This is a genomic window from Metabacillus sp. Hm71, assembly GCF_051842955.2.
GTDB lineage: Bacteria > Bacillota > Bacilli > Bacillales > Bacillaceae > Metabacillus.
The window spans coordinates 5,153,374-5,169,891 of the sequence record NZ_CM200278.1 but is presented as its reverse complement, the minus strand read 5'-3'; the positions used below and the strand labels follow the sequence as shown (position 1 = coordinate 5,169,891).

Below are 16,518 nucleotides of genomic sequence, written 5' to 3'. Positions count from 1 at the left end.
TATGTGTTTTTTAATACCAGTCCGTTTCCCCTGCTGTATATGGCCAGTAACCGACTGCCTTTGCTTTACGAGGATCCAGATCATATACCATTGGTGTGTAACATGAAGTTTGACCTTTATTAATTTCACCATTTCCTCCAGGAGAAGCACAGCTATATTGCTTATTGTCAGTGTTTCGAACAACTAAGGCAGTTGCCTCTCCATCCGTTTTTGCAGGTCGACTTAGCGTGATTTTTGCCCAAGCCGTTTTGCATACTGTACTAAATTTCAACTCTAATTTTGCTGAAGCACCGTCTCTGTAAATGGTCACACTCTTTTTTGTAACTCCACTCGCAGCACAGCTGTTATAATAAGGACTCTTCCCATCGTAGGTGTGGGTTTCTGCAGAGGCCTTGCTGGTAAAGAAACTGGATGTACCGAAGAGGACAAAAAATGCTAGAAAAGTTATGGAAATACACGACAAAATTCTCTTCAATGCTCTCATTAAACTCACCTCATTCCAAAAATTTCAAATACCACGTTATCTTACCCCTTATGGAATTTACTGGTAAGGGGATTTTAACCCAAATTTACTTTACAGTTTCTAATCCGATATACCTCCAATTTGTAACAATTACTGGAAATTTTACTTAAAGAAGGAATTACTGCTAACAAAGGGAATTAGATAGTAAAAGATAATGATTATAAAGGAGGATATATAAAATTTGTCTTGATATTTGGACCGCAAGCAGTTGGGAAAATGACGGTTGGCCAGGAAAGAGAATTTAATGGACAATATTGATAAGCGAAATCGTTTAGACGAAACTCCTTTTAGTTATCGAATCAATAAAAATAATACAGTATTTTTAGATTATCATGGGAAACAAGTAAAAATTCTAAAAGGGAAAGAGGCAGAGAGGTTTTTAAGGAAAATCAGCATAGCTGAAGATGAAAAGGCAATACAAATAATAATGGCGAAGATAACAGGTAATTTCAAAAGAGGAAATGAAGGGAATCATCACTCGAAGAGATGATTTTATCAGCTATAACGTTCCATACTTTTAATAGGTTGTGCTAATAACGAACACCCTCATGTAATAAAGAGGGTGTTTCGTCGTATTATGTACCGTAAACACCACACCTTTAAATGATCATAACCTTTAGAATCATAGCTCCTGTCGTGTATTCTTTTAGTCACGATATTGAGTTGGTTCGTGGCCTTATTCCTGATTCCCAATATACTCAAATGAGTAAATATGTGTTTTCGTAAGTTCAATAACTTCACGGATAAATTCTTCTTGAGTTTCTATAAAACCATTTTGGATCCAATTATGAAGGAGGCCGTAAAAGCCATAGGCTGTATAACGTTTGAAATAGTCCATATTCACTGGGATATTGTTAATTGTTTCGAAGATAAATTGTTCCTTATAGATTTTTAAGATCGTTTGCGGAAACCGTGTATGTAATCCTGGTAACGTGTCATCATAGTTGATCAACTCAAAAAAATCCCGGTTTTTATAAATATAGGAAACGATATTAAAAGATGATGTTTTAAGCTTGGAGGTATAAACCTTGTGACCAGATACATATGGTTTGCCTACTGAAGCTTCTAAACCTTGAAACATGGAAGCAAGTAAATCTTCAGCTAATTCAATTTTATCCGTGTAATGAATATAAAAGGTACTGCGGTTATAAGCGGCATAATCGACAATGTTTTTTACCGTAACGGAATGGTAGCCCTTCTCTTTTATAAGCTCTATTAATGCTTGTTTTAAATGTACTTCTGTACGATTTTGTCGCCCTGATGTTGTAATTTGTTCGTTATTCATGAAAAAACCTCCCTCAAAATAGACAGATTCATCATAAGTGTCTAACTAGTAGACACTTAATGATATCTTAATGATTGTGAAATGTGAACAAAGGAGTACAATTAAATTGTAAGCAATATAGTACTGATAGTAGATCTGTCTAGTACTTTTCTCCAGTATGAGGAGAAAATTTTAACACTAGGAGGATGTATGATGGGTAAATTACAAGACAAAGTAGCTGTTATTACTGGTGGAGCATCTGGTATTGGAGCAGCAACCGCACGTTTATTTGTATCAGAAGGAGCCAAGGTGGTTCTTGTTGATTTAAATGAGGAAAAAGGAAAAGCCTTTGAATCAGAGTTGAAAGCGCTTAATGCTGAAGCTCTTTTTATAAAAGCAAATATTACGAGTGAAGAAGAAGTCGCAAATATCTTTAAACAAACGGTTGAAACATTCGGCAAGGTAGGTGTTGTCTTCAACAATGCGGGAATCGGCCGCGTTCACCCTTCACATGATTTAGAGTATTCAGAATGGCGAAACACCGTAAATGTTGATTTAGATGGTGTTTTCTTAGTAGCACGTGAATCGATCCGTGAAATGTTAAAAACAGGTGGCGGTGCGATTGTGAATACAGCATCTATGTACGGTTTGGTTGGATCACCTGGTTCAGCAGCCTATAATGCAGCAAAAGGCGGTGTTGTTAACTTAACTCGTTCACTTGCACTTGAATACGCAGAAAAAAATATTCGAGTTAATGCGTTATGCCCTGGTTTTATTGATACACCTATTATTCCAGAAGAAAGCAAGCAAGTTTTAGCTGCATCCACACCTTTAAAACGCCTTGGTCAAGCTGAGGAAATGGCAAAAGCTGTATTATTCTTAGCTTCTGATGATTCTTCATTCATGACTGGCAGCACATTAACAGTTGATGGCGGATATACGGCACAATAAAAAAATCATCGGGATGGATCTATTAATGACTGGGGATACTTACTAAAAGATATCTTTAATGCGAGATATTTTAATTGGGAATAATCTGAGGGATATCTCTATTAATGATAGGGTATTCCCTTAAGTTGGTAAAAAAGGAGGAAACTTAAATGAGCAATCGTTTTGATGGAAAAGTGGTCTTAATTACAGGTGCAGGATCTGGCTTAGGCCAAGCATCTGCTTTACAAATAGCAAAAGAAGGAGCAAAGCTAACACTCGTTGATTTAAATGCTGCTTCATTAGAAGAAACAAAAAGCAAAGTGTTAGAGGTTGCACCAAACGCAGAGGTATTGTTGATCACGGCAAATGTGGCAGATGAAAAAGCAGTTGAAAACTATGTAAATGAAACAGTTGAGAAATTCGGAAAAATCGATAGCTTCTTCAATAACGCAGGGATCGAAGGGAAACAAAACCTAACAGAGGATTTCGGCATTGAGGAATTCCATAAAGTAGTCAATGTTAACTTGAATGGTGTGTTTTACGGAATGAAGCATGTATTAAAAGTCATGAGAGAACAAGGTTTTGGTTCTATTGTCAACACAGCCTCTGTTGGCGGTATTCGCGGAGTAGGAAACCAATCCGGTTATGCAGCAAGCAAACACGGTGTGGTTGGATTAACAAGAAACTCTGGAGTTGAATATGGTCAATACGGAATCAGTATCAAAGCCATTGCACCTGGCGCCATCATGACACCAATGGTTGAAGGATCGCTAAAACAAATTGATCCAGACAACTGGGAAGAAGTGGGTAAACAATTTGTGGAGCCAAACCCAATGAAACGTTTTGGTAAACCAGAAGAAGTAGGATATTTAGTGGCATTCCTGCTATCCGACCAGGCTGACTTCATCAACGCTGCCGTTATTCCAATCGATGGCGGACAATCTTATAAATATTAAGAAATGTGAAAGCATGGGGACTGCCTCGTGCTTTCTTTATGCCCAGATTTGTAACAATAGATCTATTTTGATGATTTATATCAGTGTCAGTGTCTTAAACCAATGGTCAGCATCTTTCAAAATATCAGTGCCCCTTCTTAATCAGTACGATCTAAGATTTTTTCACGTACTCTACGTATCTATCACTCACTTTCACTTTTTTTATTGAATATATAATTAAATTATTATATAGTAATATGCGAATGAAAAATGGAGGTGTTTCAATGGCAGAATCATTCATTGAAATTGATAAAGCTGCAGTCATTTTGAAGCTATTAGGTGATAAAACAAGACTGGCAATGGTGAAAATGCTGGATTCTAATGATTGTTGTGTTTGTGAGTTTGTAGAGATTTTTAAGGCTAGCCAGCCTGCTATTAGTCAGCACCTTCGTAAGTTAAAAGATGCGGGAGTTGTCAAGGAATCAAGAAGGGGGCAGTGGATTTTTTATTCTTTAAATAAAAGCAGTGAATACTATCCGCTTGTTCAAAACATCCTTGAGCACTTGCCTGATCAGAATGACCGGATTAAAGAATTAGAAGCACAGGGTTTACGAATTTCGTGTGACTAGATGGAGGATTTAACAAAATGACATCAATTATTTTGGCATCAGTGATCTTTTTACTCACACTTACGCTGGTTATTTGGCAGCCAAAAGGATTATCGATCGGATGGTCTGCATGTGGCGGTGCCGTTTTAGCACTCATCGTAGGTGTAGTTGATTTAAAAGATGTTTTGGATGTAACATCCATTGTTTGGAATGCAACATTAGCGTTTATTGCCATTATCATTATTTCACTTATTTTAGATGAGATCGGCTTTTTTGAATGGGCGGCTTTACATATGGCAAGAGCTGCACAAGGAAATGGCATAAAGATGTTCGTAAATGTCAGTATTCTTGGAGCGATTGTCGCTGCATTTTTCGCAAATGACGGAGCTGCATTAATTCTTACACCTATCGTTCTTGCGATGGTTAGAAATTTACAGTTTAGCGAGAAAATGGTCTTTCCATTTATTATCGCGAGCGGGTTTATCGCAGATACCACTTCACTGCCGTTAGTAGTTAGTAACTTAGTGAATATCGTATCCGCTGACTTTTTTGGAATTGGGTTTGTCGAGTTTGCATCTCGTATGATGATACCTAACTTTTTCTCTTTAGCTGCAAGTATCTTGTTCTTGTTTCTTTTTTTCCGTAAAAGCATTCCGAGAAACTATGACCTTTCTCAAGTAAAAAAACCGGTTGAAGCGATTCGTGATGAAAAGATGTTCAACTTATCTTGGGTGGTTTTGGGGATATTACTAGTTGGCTATTTTACATCTGAATTTCTAGGAATCCCTGTTTCCATCATCGCTGGTATTGTGGCTATATTCTTTTTATTTATGGCAAAAAGAAGTTCTGCGGTTAACACAAAAACCGTTGTCAAAGGTGCACCATGGGCGATTGTCTTTTTTTCAATTGGTATGTATGTCGTGGTTTATAGCTTACGTAATGTTGGCTTAACAAATGTGTTGGCTGATTTAATTCAGGCAACAGCTGATCAGGGATTATTTGCTGCAACCGTTGGTATGGGCTTTATCGCAGCTGTACTATCTTCGATCATGAATAATATGCCAACCGTGATGATAAATGCATTGGCTATTTCTGATACGAATACGACCGGTGTAATCAGAGAGGCGCTCATTTATGCAAATGTAATCGGTTCGGATTTAGGTCCAAAAATCACACCGATCGGATCGTTGGCGACACTACTATGGCTCCATGTCTTATCGTTAAAAGATGTAAAAATCTCTTGGGGCACCTATTTTAAAACAGGAATAATCTTAACGATCCCAACATTGTTTATTACGCTTGTTGGTCTTTATATTTGGTTACTTATCATTCACTAATCTACTTTAAAAGGAGCAATAAACATGTCAAAAAAAACAATATACTTCTTATGTACTGGAAATTCCTGCAGAAGCCAAATGGCAGAAGGCTGGGCAAAAAAGCATTTAGGTGACGAATGGGAAGTAAAAAGTGCTGGGCTTGAAGCACATGGATTAAACCCAAATGCAGTGAAGGCAATGAAGGAAGCGGAAATTGATATTTCAAATCAAACTTCTGATGTGATTGATCCTGAAATCTTAAACAACGCGGATTTAGTTGTGACCCTTTGCGGTCATGCAGCAGACAATTGCCCGGTAACACCTCCACATATTAAACGTGTGCACTGGGGCTTTGATGATCCGGCAAAAGCTGAGGGCACAGAGGAAGAAAAATGGGCGTTTTTTCAGCGCGTTCGTGATGAAATTGGCGAGAGAATTGAACGCTTCGCCAAAACTGGAGAATAATAGGGGAGAGAAAAGCCGTAGAAATTTACATGGCCTTCATTTTACCTTTTTTAAGGAAAAGGAGTGATTGCTATCATTTACGCAACAATGCTTTTTATCCTTGCAAGACTTGCTGAAATAGGCGGGGGTTATTTGATTTGGTTATGGCTAAGAGAGGGAAAGCCATTATATTGGGGGATTTTTGGCGGGCTCACACTTGCTTTATATGGTGTGATTGCCACCTTTCAAGCTTTTCCATCATTCGGCAGAGTGTACGCTGCCTATGGTGGTGTATTTATCGTTCTGTCTATCTTATGGGGATGGGGCATTGATAAAAAAACACCTGATTTTTATGATTGACTAGGTGCGGGTATATGCTTAGTCGGGGTCTCAGTGATGTTATTGGCGCCGCGCCAATAGATCAAATACATATAATAAGCTTACATGGGAAAGGTCATGAAAAATGTAACGGTTTCGGAAAACTATTCGGATGATTTCAGGGCGATTTATGAGGGACAATTTTTCGTCGACTTGAATCATTTTGTCTTTTCATTCTACGTATAAGGAAAGTTCAAAGCCAGCACCCTCATACTTTGTCATGTAGGAGGGTGCTCACTTTGTCTATCAATCTATTCCAATTCCTTCTCAACCGTATCCACCTGATGCTTCATATCCATTTGTTTATCTGTACGATGGTCGATGCTAATATTGGTGACAATTCGGTCAGGGCCTGCTGATAATGCTTCTTGGTGCATGTCTTTGGCAATATCCCATAGTTGTTCGATTTCACCTTCGATGACGGTTGCAGTAGGGGTCAACTTATATGTTAATCCTTTTTCCTCAATTTTTCGGACAACATTGGTGACCTCTGAACTAAAGCTGGTAGAATCAGTTCCTATGGGAATGATGCTTATTTCCAATAATGGCATTTTTGTCACTCCTCGTATTGTTTTGGGCCATTCAAAAGATTAATGATTCGGTTCGGCTGGAACGGAAATATCCTCAAGGGCTTTTCCGGCTTTTTCCGTTGATTTGTTATGGACGGCTAAATCACCAAGCGAGACCATTCCGACTAATTTGTCACCCTCGACAATAGGAAGACGGCGAATTTGATATTGTGACATGATCTCTGCCGCTTGCTCCACGGACATATCTGGCGTTCCTTTTATGACATCTTCGGTCATTAGTTTCGAAATGGACGTTTCTCCTGATAGATTGTTTGCGATTCCTTTTATCACCATATCGCGATCGGTTACGATCCCTACTAATCTTTCATTCTCACAAATTGGCATTGAGCCTACCTCTAGCTCCTTCATTTTCATCGCTACTTCGTTGCAAGAGCTTTTAAGTGTACAGCTTTCAACATCGGTTGTCATAACTTCGGTAATATTCATATTTCATTCCTCCTTCATAAATTATTCGTCCTCATTTTCTTGCATACCCGTCCTCTTTTTTTGTAAACACATTCTTTTATACTATCACCAGAAAGTATTAGATTTTATGGAGGATAGTGTAAAAAACTATAGCCCTTCGCCAATAATCCAATTTTTTCAATTCCTTTTTATCCTTTCAAACAAAAGAAAATTTGTTGTTTAGCAAGCAGATTCATAGGGAAAGGAGACTGTGAAACGAACAGAACACTTAATCGCAGTTTTAAAGGAGGAAGAAAATAATGGATTATAACGAAGTAACAGATTCCTGGATGGCTTATTTCAGTAGATTACCAGATTTAGTGCTTGCGCTTTTCGTTCTATTAATAGGCTGGATTGTAGCAGCACTTATTGCAAAGGCGGTAAAAGCAGCCTTGCATCGTACCGACTTAGATAACAAAATGGCAAGATGGATGAAACCAGATTCTGATGGAGACAGAGGTACTTCCCAGTCGGTTAAGTATTCATCTGAAGTTATTATTAGTAAGATTGTTTTTTGGATCATTATGGCTGTAGCATTTGTGATGTTTTTAAACATGTTAAGCTTGCCATATGTTGCGCAGCCGATTTCACAAGCACTAGGCGTCATTGCTGCTGCGATACCAAATCTATTAAAAGCGGCATTGATTGCCGTTGTGGCTTGGTTGATCGCGTCAGGATTAGCGCTCTTAGTTAAAAAGGCAGGGGGGAATAGCCGTTTTCTAGGCTTTTTATCTCGCTGGAAGCTGACAGGTGACCGTAATCAGGCAAATCATGCGGTAGTCTCTGCTTCTAAAGCAGTCTTTTATTTAACATTGCTTCTATTCTTGCCGGCTGTTCTTGCAGCGCTGGGAATTGACGCAATTTCAGAGCCTCTTGAAGGCATGTTGAATAGCTTCTTTACGTTTATCCCAAATGTTATTGGTGCTGCGGTCATTCTATTTATTGGGTGGTTAGTAGCGAAGATCGTAAAGGAAATTCTCGTGAATTTCTTGCAAAGTATTGGCATAGATCGCTTAGCAGAGAAATTAGGTGTTGAGAAAGCACTTGATAAAACATCACTTTCCCAACTAATAGGGACGATTGTGTATGTCTTTATTTTAATCCCGGTTATCATCTCGGCACTTGAAACATTAGACATTGATGGTATTTCAGCGCCAGCAGTAGGAATGCTTAGTCAAATTATGGATATGATTCCGAACATTATTATAGCTATACTTCTTGTTGCCGTTGGTACATGGGTCGGAAAATGGGTGAAAACTGCCATCACTTCATTGTTGGAACGTGTTGGGTTTAACAGCATTCTTTCGAAAATCGGATTAGGGTCTCTGCAAAAAAGTACACAAACATTAACCATTTCAGAGTTAGTCGGTCTGGCGGCACAGATTGTCGTGGTACTGCTATTTACCATCGAAGCATTACAACTTGTCAATCTTGATCGTTTAGTTTCAATCTTAACGGTTGTCTTAGCTTATATCCCAATGGTGTTAACTGCTGTTCTCATTCTTGGGATTGGATTTTATTTGGGTGACCTTGTCAAACGTGTAGTTAAGAGCATGGTAAAACAAAAAACAGAAGGGAAGCTGCTTGGCAATATCGCTAAATATACGATTATTACATTAGCTTTCTTTATGGCACTTAATCAATTAGGTGTAGCTAGTACGATTGTGAATGCTGCGTTTATCTTAATCTTGGGAGGATTCACACTTGCATTTGGATTGGCCTTCGGGTTAGGTGGAAGAGAAGCGGCTGGTCGTACACTGGACAAATTGGGTAATAAAGTGGAGCAAACGACGATTCAAAGCCCTGATATTTCAGAATGGAAGAATTCGCAACAATCGAATATTACGACGAGTGACACAAATTTATTTCAAGATCGAAACATGAAGGATCTAAACAACCCAATGAATTCTCGTAACAATCCAAGACGAAATAAATAGGTTTTATCGAGAAAAAGGAATACTGGACCGCAATATGCAGTCTAGTATTCCTTTTTTGCGTGATAGGAAAGTATAAAATTCTGTACTAAGTTTCGGTGTCTAGCTCCAGCGCCTATCGCCTATCAAACTTCAGATCATCTCCCTACGATAAGTCAACATCGGCTCGCTTCGCTCACCGTGTTTCCTTTATCTCAGTCGATGCTCCTCCAGTTTGTACGGCGATGACCAAGGCGCTTGCGCATTTCTTATTTAGGGAGATCCCCTGAATGTTTATTTTTCCAAATGTGGCGGGTAATAGAACCTATAAACTAGTAAAAATGAGGAGAGGAATATGATCGAAATGTATTTGGAAAATAAAAAAGAAGAGATGATTGAGCTTTTGGAGCTGCTCGTGAATACAGATAGCGGAACTTACAATAAAGAGGGTGTCGATGAAGTAGGGGAAATTTTAGAAGAGAAATTTGAAGAGATCGGAATGACTGTAAAAGTACATCCTGAGCGAAAGCTTGGTAACCATTTGGAGGTGAAAGCCACAAGTGACAGCGACCCGAAAATTTTGATTATTGCCCATATGGATACAGTTTTTCCAAAGGGAGAAGCGGCAAAACGCCCGTTCAAGGTGATTGGAGATAAAGCCTTCGGTCCTGGTGTGAATGATGAAAAAGCGAGTCATGTTCAGGTTTTATATGCGCTAAAGGCGTTAAAAGCAGCCGGATCTGACGCTTACAAAAATGTGCATATTATCTTTAACAGTGACGAAGAAATCGGTTCACCTACCTCAAAGCCTCTCATTAAACAGGCAGCTGAAAATAAACAGTATTCGTTAGTCGTTGAATGCTCCCGCCCAGATGGAGGGATTGTGACAGAGCGAAAAGGTGTTGGCCTCTTTACACTTGATGTGAAGGGGAAGAGTGCACATGCAGGTGTAGAGCCGAAGCGGGGAAGAAGTGCGATTGAGGAAATATCTCATAAAATTCTCAAGCTCCAGGAGTTAAATGATTATGATGAAGGGATATCTGTAAATGTAGGATTGGTACAAGGCGGGACCTCGACAAATACCGTCCCATCGGCTGCAAAAGCTAAAATTGATGTGCGTTTTAAGGAGGAACATCAGGCTGCCGAGATCGTCAGGAAGATGACTGAAATTTCTCAAGAGGAGCATGTATCAGGAACCAGTACCAAGCTAAAGGGTGATATTAATCGACCGCCTATGCAGAAAACAAACGAGACGGAGCAGCTCATTAACGTCATACAGGAAGCTGCTGCTGAGCTTGATATGTCGATACGAGAGGTAAGTTCAGGAGGAGGATCTGACGCCTCTTTTACGGCAATTGAAGGAATACCGACGGTTGATGGAATAGGTCCGATGGGTGAGTTTTCACATGATGAAAAAGACGAGTATACCGATTTAAAGACATTCCCTCAATTTACAGCATTACTTGCAAAAACAATAGAAAAATTAAGTAAGTAGTATTTTTGCTTAAATGGGCTGATTCATAAGGGAGGATAATCTTCCCCTTTGTCATTATTTTAAAACCAATACTTTCATGAAAAAAATATAGCGTTTAAAAATTTAGGTTTAAGGTTTGTCCATTCAGTGAATAAAAAAGATAATACCAAACATAAAAGGTAGAAAGAGAATACTAGAATTCCTAAAAATTAAGTTTTTGAAAGCTATGAATAAACGAAAATACTAGTTTACAAAATATGGTGAATTCAGGGAGGTTTTAATATGGGAGAAGCAGCGAAAAGATTAACAACGACGAAAGGTCAACAAATGATGAAATTTCGTCCAGCTTATTCAATGCAAGACATTTACGGAGAAGGAATCATCTACAATCCCAAATTGTATGCTGAAGATTATCAGCATTATTCAGGGGATTTGTTAAGCTTGGACGCTCTCACAGGAAGGGAATTAAGCGTAATTGGAAACACACCGGTTGTTTGTCATGCTGCATGTGTGACAAAACCAGCTATAAGATTGCTGAAAAAAGCAGGGCTCCAGGTGCCGCCTATCCTTTATACGTATCAAACTGAAGATGAATATATAGACGTTCTTAAGCTTCTGTCTAATCAAAATAAAAAGATGATTTTTCAATATCCACACCCTGAAGAAAAGGTATCAACAGATCAGTACAGGGTTGACCCTAAAGTGTTAGCCTATTTATGTGATAAACGGAATATACCTGAGCTTGTTCCTTCACAACATATCCCAAAGCGAAGAATGATGAGCTTAGAACAAATTTTAGAGGAAAAGCCGAAGCTGCCTTTTGTTTTAAAAACAGGGGATGGCCGCCCGACCTCTGGGGGATACGGAGTCTTGCTTATTAATGAGGAACAGCAGCTGGATGAGATTACTGAAAGCTTTGGTGATTTATCATCGATCATCGTTGAGGAGTATATCCCTTACGAGCAGAATATTTCTGTTCATTACATGGTCAACAAAGAGGGAGAAATTGAATTTTTAGGAAAATCAGAGCAACTTGTAACAGAGGATGGCAATTTCTCAGGAAGCTGGATTACAACCGAGTTTGATCACAACATCGCTGACATTATTGAAACCGGCTATGAAGTCATGAAAAATATAGCGGATAAGGGATATATCGGAATGGCAGGCTTTGATGTCCTGCTCTATAAAGGTCAATATTATTTTATTGATTTAAATGTTCGCTTTAATGCATCGACATGCGGACTCTTGCTCTATAATGATATTCAAAAAAGATTTGCCACAACGTTCATGCGACTTTGCAACTTCAATTGGACGAGTCATTTTGACAGTGCCATTCCAGTGGTTGAAAAATTTGTAGATAAGCAACAGTTTATTCCGTTAAGCTTATTAGATCCCGGTTATTTTCCAGATGAGGAACAGGTAACGAAGATCATTGGACTTGTGATCGGAAAGTCTTCGGAAGAGGTTGAAGATATCCTTGGAGACATGGCGAGAGCTGGTTTTATTTTGAAGGAATAACCGGATAAGAGATAAAAATGGAAGCTTTCGTGTTCAACTGCACCCCCTATATGTTAGTAGAGCTGACATATGGGAGGTGTATTTTTTTGCACGTTAAGAAAGTATAAATTTGCAGCGCAGGAGAGAATTCGACGTAGTGGCAAATTTTAAGAATTAAGTATAAGTGCAACTAGGCAGTCGCACTGCGCCTAAAGGCTTGGCGCCAGCCAAGTTTTCTTTACGGCTTTATTGGTTTTATGAACCAAAACTTCTATCAGTACCACTTATTGAGTTATGATAATAGGTAATCATTAGTTACGATCAATTTTATTCTAGAAGAATGATCATTTAAATAGAAAAAGCATGCTGAACCATTGAGGTGAAGAGATGAAAAAAGGAAAATGGAGTTTACAGACAACGATCACGCTTTTTGTCTGTGCTGTTGTTGCTCTTTCATTACTAATAACCGATTTGCTCATTAGCCGAACTGTTGCTGAAAGCATTGAGGATAGCCAAGCTGAAAAAGCAGGAAATGCTGCCCGAATGGTGGCAAGTTCGCCGCTAGTGATTCAAGGGTTAAGCGGCAGTAGGGATGAAAAGGACATACAGACATTTGCAAATAACATACAAGCTGTTACAAACGTACAATTTGTAGTCGTAATGGATATGAAGGGAATCCGTAAATCTCATCCTGACCCAAATAAGGTAGGAAAGCGGTTTGTTGGAGGAGATGAAAAAGCGGTCTTAGCAGGAAAAGAGCATGTTTCGATTTCAAAAGGCACGTTAGGCCATTCCTTGCGTTCGTTTACCCCGGTATTCGATGAAAGCGGAAAGCAGGTAGGAGCAGTAGCGGTGGGCATATCTCTTGAGAAGGTCAATGAAGCGGTTGAAAAAAGCCGCTGGGACATTTATGCAGGGACGATTTTTGGCATCTTAACCGGAATTGTCGGAGCAGTCATTTTGGCCAAATATATTAAAAAGATTTTATTTGGGCTTGAGCCGATTGCAATTGCAAAGCTGCTTAAGGAGCGAAGTGCCATGTTACAATCAGTTCGCGAGGGGATTATAGCGGTTGACCAAGATTCAAGGGTTACTCTTATTAACAAGGCCGCATTAGGGATTTTGCAAAAAGCTGGCTTAAATGAAAATCCGATTGGAAAAAAGATCGATGATTATATGATTACCTCAAGGTTAAGCAGAGTTTTGCAAACAGGACAAGCTGAATTGGATGAAGAACAAAACATAAAAGGTGTTGCATTGCTGGTTAATCGTGTTCCTGTGCTTGTCGAAAACAAGATTGTTGGTGCTGTTGCAACATTTCGTGATAAAACGGAAATCAGCCAGCTGGCTGAGCAGCTAACAGGTGTACGGTTATACGCTGAGGCGCTTCGGGCACAGTCGCACGAATTTATGAACAAGCTCCATGTCATTCTTGGTATGGTCCATATGCGTCAATATAATCTGCTGGCTGATTATATTAGTGTAATCGCAGACCATAGCAAAAACGAGGTAGGTTTTATCACAAGAAAAATGAAAGATCCCGTGCTGGCCGGCTTTTTACTCGGGAAGCTGAGTTATGCAAGGGAGTCAGGTGCTGAGCTTGTGTTCAAATCAGAATATCAATTGCCTGAACCTGAAGATGCAAGCATTACTCATGAATTGATTACGATTATTGGCAATCTCATCGATAACGCCATTGAAGCAGTTGAAAGCAGCACGTCCAAACAAATAGAAGTGGAGTTTGATTATGCCGATGAAATCTTGACAGTTGAAGTGAAGGATACCGGAATCGGAATAGTTGAAGAGATACAAAACCATATCCTTGAAAAAGGTTTTTCCACCAAGGGAGAGGATCGTGGATTTGGACTTTACTTAGTAAACAAGAGCTTAAAAAAACTTGGCGGAGAATTGGACATTTCCTCAAAAAAAGGACAAGGAACGATGTTTGCTGTTTACATTCCATATAAAAGCAAAGGTGATGCAAAATGATTCGTGTCATGATTGTAGAAGACGACCCGATGGTGGCAGAATTTAATAAACGTTACTTGGAACAAGTAGGAGGCTTTGAATTAGCTTCTGTTTGTTTTTCAGCTGAGCAGGCAATCTATGAATTGGAGAAGGAAAGAGTCGATTTATTGTTATTGGATATTTTTATGCCTGGCAAACATGGACTGGATTTGCTTTCATATATACGAGAAAGTGAAAAGAAAATCGATGTAATTGTTATTTCGGCTGCATCTGATATCGACAGAATTCAAAAGGCCTTAAGGCTGGGGGCTGTCGATTATTTAATTAAGCCATTTGAATTTGAACGTTTTCGTGAGGCATTAGCAGCATATCAGGAGAAAGCAGCTTTTATTCAAAATCAGCAAGTCCTTAATCAGGCGGAATTGGATCAGCAAATTTTGCGTAAGGAAGAAAAACGGCTTCCAGAAGAATTACCGAAAGGGTTGACAAAAGATACATTAAACATCATTTGGAATGTGATCACGAGTATAAAAACAGGTCCATTTTCAACAGAAGATGTGGTAAGCCGTACAGGAATTTCAAGGGTATCGGTTCGAAAATATTTGAAATTCTTAAAAGATATTGGCGTACTTGACGTAAAAGTGATTTATGGAACGATCGGAAGGCCGGTTTATCAGCATGAATATATTGAAGAAAAAAGCAATATCATCAAACAATATTTGTAAGCAGTCATTCGGCTGCTTACTTTTTTTAATGACAAAAACACTTACATAAGTTACAAAAACTATTTATGTTTCGACAAAACGACTAACATAGAGTACAAGAAAAAAGGAGGTCATCAACATGGAATCAGTAAAAAAGTTGGAAACGCTTCACATAATAGAGAAAAAAGAAGAGAAAAGAGGATTGTTAGAACGGCTCAAACAACTCAAGGTAGGGGTCATCCCGTTGCCGCTTTACTTAGTGCTGGCAGCTATTATTTATGCAGCATCTGTCTATAATCAACTTCCGCCGGATATGATCGGAGGCTTTGCGGTCATCATGGTAATGGGAATTTTACTTGGGGATCTCGGTATGAAAATCCCGATTTTAAAAGATATTGGGGGACCGGCGATTTTAGCTCTGTTAGTTCCTTCTATTCTAGTATTTTATGACCTGTTTAATCCAGCTTCACTGGAAGCGGTCACAACTTTAATGAAAACGTCAAACTTTCTTTATCTATATATTTCTTGTTTAGTTGCAGGCAGTATTCTTGGGATGAATCGCAGTGTTCTTATTCAAGGATTCACAAGAATGTTTATTCCACTAATCCTAGGAACCCTTGCATCTGTTGCGGCAGGAGTATCGGTAGGATCCTTGTTTGGATATGATATGAAGCACACGTTCTTTTATATCATTGTCCCGATTATTGGTGGAGGAATTGGTGAGGGGATTTTGCCGCTTTCGCTGGCTTACTCGCAAATTCTAGGCGAGCCTGCAGAAGCGTTTGTTTCGCAAATGATTCCGGCAGCAGTGATTGGCAATATCGTTGCGATCATTTGCGCGGGATTAATGAAAAACTTAGGTGAACGAAAACCGGAGCTTTCCGGAAATGGCGTACTCGTCAAAACAAAAGGCGGAGACGGGTTGAAAGAAGATACGACGAGTAAAGTGCCGATTGATTTTTCGTTAATGGGAGCAGGATTGTTGATCGCTTGCAGCTTCTTCATTTTTGGGGCACTTGCCCATAAGTTCCTGGGGATTCCGGGTCCTGTCTTGATGATTGTGGCTGCAACATTAGTTAAGTGCCTTCAACTAATACCTGCCAAAATGGAACAGGGTGCTTATCATTTATACAAATTTGTTTCCACAAGCTTAACGTGGCCGCTTATGGTTGGGCTAGGTATCCTTTACATTCCGCTTGAGGATGTTGTGAAGATTGTCACTCCGGCTTATGTTGTTGTTTGTACAGCTGTTGTGGTTGCAATGGTCGGTACGGGCTATATTGTCGGAAAATTCATGAAAATGTATCCGGTTGATTCAGCCATTGTAACGGGATGCCATAGCGGTTTAGGAGGAACAGGAGATGTAGCGATTTTGTCTGCCTCCAACCGTATGTCATTAATGCCATTTGCTCAAGTGGCGACAAGACTTGGCGGAGCGTCAACGGTTATCATCGCAACGCTTTTAATGAAGTTATTAAGCTAATAAATTAAGAAAAAAAGCAGGAAAAAGTACAGTAATCAAAATTCATT

The 16,518-nt window shown here is 39.2% G+C and carries 17 protein-coding genes; 13 read left to right on the top strand and 4 right to left on the bottom strand.

The window, feature by feature from the left end; translation table 11 throughout:
• Positions 1-10: 10 nt before the first annotated feature.
• The gene (locus ACSVDH_RS25435; RefSeq protein ID WP_439252658.1) at positions 11-484 is read right to left on the bottom strand and encodes a YjfA family protein; all 474 of its coding nucleotides are present in this window, start codon (positions 482-484) and stop codon (positions 11-13) included.
• Positions 485-767: 283 nt separating this feature from the next.
• Here ACSVDH_RS25435 and ACSVDH_RS25430 point away from each other — a divergent pair, with 283 nt between their 5' ends.
• Positions 768-1,013 carry a hypothetical protein gene (locus ACSVDH_RS25430; RefSeq protein WP_299093283.1) on the top strand — a complete coding sequence of 82 codons (246 nt, stop codon included), beginning with the start codon at positions 768-770 and terminating at the stop codon, positions 1,011-1,013.
• A gap of 186 nt (positions 1,014-1,199) precedes the next feature.
• Here the strand turns inward: ACSVDH_RS25430 and ACSVDH_RS25425 are convergent, their stop codons facing one another.
• A complete protein-coding gene (locus ACSVDH_RS25425; protein WP_299093284.1) occupies positions 1,200-1,808 on the bottom strand; it encodes a TetR/AcrR family transcriptional regulator in 609 nt (202 codons plus the stop codon).
• Between the two features lie 192 nt (positions 1,809-2,000).
• Between ACSVDH_RS25425 and ACSVDH_RS25420 the strand changes: the two genes are divergently transcribed.
• The 6 genes from ACSVDH_RS25420 to ACSVDH_RS25395 all read left to right on the top strand — a co-directional run bounded on the left by ACSVDH_RS25420 (position 2,001) and on the right by ACSVDH_RS25395 (position 6,380).
• On the top strand, positions 2,001-2,738 hold the full coding sequence (locus ACSVDH_RS25420) for an SDR family NAD(P)-dependent oxidoreductase (RefSeq protein WP_439252659.1): 738 nt from the start codon (positions 2,001-2,003) through the stop codon (positions 2,736-2,738).
• Positions 2,739-2,887: 149 nt separating this feature from the next.
• Positions 2,888-3,673, top strand: a complete 786-nt coding sequence (locus ACSVDH_RS25415; RefSeq protein WP_439252661.1) for an SDR family oxidoreductase — start codon at positions 2,888-2,890, stop codon at positions 3,671-3,673.
• 263 nt (positions 3,674-3,936) lie between these two features.
• Entirely contained in the window at positions 3,937-4,281 is a 345-nt protein-coding gene (locus ACSVDH_RS25410) for an ArsR/SmtB family transcription factor (RefSeq protein ID WP_439252662.1), read from the top strand.
• A gap of 17 nt (positions 4,282-4,298) precedes the next feature.
• Positions 4,299-5,597: an arsenic transporter gene (locus ACSVDH_RS25405; protein ID WP_439252663.1), complete on the top strand. Its 1,299-nt coding sequence runs from the start codon at positions 4,299-4,301 to the stop codon at positions 5,595-5,597.
• 24 nt (positions 5,598-5,621) lie between these two features.
• Entirely contained in the window at positions 5,622-6,041 is a 420-nt protein-coding gene (arsC, locus tag ACSVDH_RS25400) for an arsenate reductase (thioredoxin) (protein ID WP_439252664.1), read from the top strand.
• A 75-nt stretch (positions 6,042-6,116) separates the two neighbouring features.
• Entirely contained in the window at positions 6,117-6,380 is a 264-nt protein-coding gene (locus tag ACSVDH_RS25395) for a YnfA family protein (RefSeq protein WP_439252790.1), read from the top strand.
• Between the two features lie 269 nt (positions 6,381-6,649).
• Here the strand turns inward: ACSVDH_RS25395 and ACSVDH_RS25390 are convergent, their stop codons facing one another.
• Together ACSVDH_RS25390 and ACSVDH_RS25385 are read right to left on the bottom strand one after the other, a co-directional pair.
• The gene (locus ACSVDH_RS25390; RefSeq protein ID WP_299093294.1) at positions 6,650-6,949 is read right to left on the bottom strand and encodes an MTH1187 family thiamine-binding protein; all 300 of its coding nucleotides are present in this window, start codon (positions 6,947-6,949) and stop codon (positions 6,650-6,652) included.
• A gap of 39 nt (positions 6,950-6,988) precedes the next feature.
• The gene (locus tag ACSVDH_RS25385; protein WP_439252666.1) at positions 6,989-7,414 is read right to left on the bottom strand and encodes a CBS domain-containing protein; all 426 of its coding nucleotides are present in this window, start codon (positions 7,412-7,414) and stop codon (positions 6,989-6,991) included.
• A gap of 278 nt (positions 7,415-7,692) precedes the next feature.
• On the opposite strand from ACSVDH_RS25385, the gene ACSVDH_RS25380 reads away from it, so the two are divergent.
• The 6 genes from ACSVDH_RS25380 to ACSVDH_RS25355 all read left to right on the top strand — a co-directional run bounded on the left by ACSVDH_RS25380 (position 7,693) and on the right by ACSVDH_RS25355 (position 16,471).
• Positions 7,693-9,369, top strand: coding sequence for a mechanosensitive ion channel (locus ACSVDH_RS25380; protein WP_439252667.1), 1,677 nt, complete (start codon positions 7,693-7,695; stop codon positions 9,367-9,369).
• 331 nt (positions 9,370-9,700) lie between these two features.
• The gene (locus ACSVDH_RS25375) at positions 9,701-10,840 is read left to right on the top strand and encodes a M20 family metallopeptidase (RefSeq protein ID WP_439252668.1); all 1,140 of its coding nucleotides are present in this window, start codon (positions 9,701-9,703) and stop codon (positions 10,838-10,840) included.
• A 261-nt stretch (positions 10,841-11,101) separates the two neighbouring features.
• Positions 11,102-12,337 carry an ATP-grasp domain-containing protein gene (locus ACSVDH_RS25370; protein WP_439252669.1) on the top strand — a complete coding sequence of 412 codons (1,236 nt, stop codon included), beginning with the start codon at positions 11,102-11,104 and terminating at the stop codon, positions 12,335-12,337.
• Positions 12,338-12,703: 366 nt separating this feature from the next.
• The gene (gene dcuS, locus ACSVDH_RS25365) at positions 12,704-14,305 is read left to right on the top strand and encodes a DcuS/MalK family sensor histidine kinase (RefSeq protein ID WP_439252670.1); all 1,602 of its coding nucleotides are present in this window, start codon (positions 12,704-12,706) and stop codon (positions 14,303-14,305) included.
• The gene (locus tag ACSVDH_RS25360; RefSeq protein ID WP_439252672.1) at positions 14,302-15,009 is read left to right on the top strand and encodes a response regulator; all 708 of its coding nucleotides are present in this window, start codon (positions 14,302-14,304) and stop codon (positions 15,007-15,009) included. The genes dcuS and ACSVDH_RS25360 overlap by 4 nt, the downstream gene beginning before the upstream one ends.
• 118 nt (positions 15,010-15,127) lie before the next feature.
• On the top strand, positions 15,128-16,471 hold the full coding sequence (locus tag ACSVDH_RS25355; protein ID WP_439252673.1) for a 2-hydroxycarboxylate transporter family protein: 1,344 nt from the start codon (positions 15,128-15,130) through the stop codon (positions 16,469-16,471).
• The last annotated feature ends 47 nt before the right edge of the window (positions 16,472-16,518 follow it).

What these genes read in the sequence shown, in the direction of transcription:
- ACSVDH_RS25425 (WP_299093284.1), bottom strand. Translation starts at nt 1,808, where the DNA reads ATGAATAACGAACAAATTACAACATCAGGGCGACAAAATCGTACAGAA.
- ACSVDH_RS25405 (WP_439252663.1), top strand. Translation starts at nt 4,299, where the DNA reads ATGACATCAATTATTTTGGCATCAGTGATCTTTTTACTCACACTTACG.
- ACSVDH_RS25370 (WP_439252669.1), top strand. Translation starts at nt 11,102, where the DNA reads ATGGGAGAAGCAGCGAAAAGATTAACAACGACGAAAGGTCAACAAATG.
- ACSVDH_RS25385 (WP_439252666.1), bottom strand. Translation starts at nt 7,414, where the DNA reads ATGAATATTACCGAAGTTATGACAACCGATGTTGAAAGCTGTACACTT.
- ACSVDH_RS25435 (WP_439252658.1), bottom strand. Translation starts at nt 484, where the DNA reads ATGAGAGCATTGAAGAGAATTTTGTCGTGTATTTCCATAACTTTTCTA.
- ACSVDH_RS25430 (WP_299093283.1), top strand. Translation starts at nt 768, where the DNA reads ATGGACAATATTGATAAGCGAAATCGTTTAGACGAAACTCCTTTTAGT.
- ACSVDH_RS25360 (WP_439252672.1), top strand. Translation starts at nt 14,302, where the DNA reads ATGATTCGTGTCATGATTGTAGAAGACGACCCGATGGTGGCAGAATTT.
- ACSVDH_RS25355 (WP_439252673.1), top strand. Translation starts at nt 15,128, where the DNA reads ATGGAATCAGTAAAAAAGTTGGAAACGCTTCACATAATAGAGAAAAAA.
- ACSVDH_RS25390 (WP_299093294.1), bottom strand. Translation starts at nt 6,949, where the DNA reads ATGCCATTATTGGAAATAAGCATCATTCCCATAGGAACTGATTCTACC.
- ACSVDH_RS25375 (WP_439252668.1), top strand. Translation starts at nt 9,701, where the DNA reads ATGATCGAAATGTATTTGGAAAATAAAAAAGAAGAGATGATTGAGCTT.
- dcuS (WP_439252670.1), top strand. Translation starts at nt 12,704, where the DNA reads ATGAAAAAAGGAAAATGGAGTTTACAGACAACGATCACGCTTTTTGTC.
- arsC (WP_439252664.1), top strand. Translation starts at nt 5,622, where the DNA reads ATGTCAAAAAAAACAATATACTTCTTATGTACTGGAAATTCCTGCAGA.
- ACSVDH_RS25415 (WP_439252661.1), top strand. Translation starts at nt 2,888, where the DNA reads ATGAGCAATCGTTTTGATGGAAAAGTGGTCTTAATTACAGGTGCAGGA.
- ACSVDH_RS25420 (WP_439252659.1), top strand. Translation starts at nt 2,001, where the DNA reads ATGGGTAAATTACAAGACAAAGTAGCTGTTATTACTGGTGGAGCATCT.
- ACSVDH_RS25380 (WP_439252667.1), top strand. Translation starts at nt 7,693, where the DNA reads ATGGATTATAACGAAGTAACAGATTCCTGGATGGCTTATTTCAGTAGA.
- ACSVDH_RS25410 (WP_439252662.1), top strand. Translation starts at nt 3,937, where the DNA reads ATGGCAGAATCATTCATTGAAATTGATAAAGCTGCAGTCATTTTGAAG.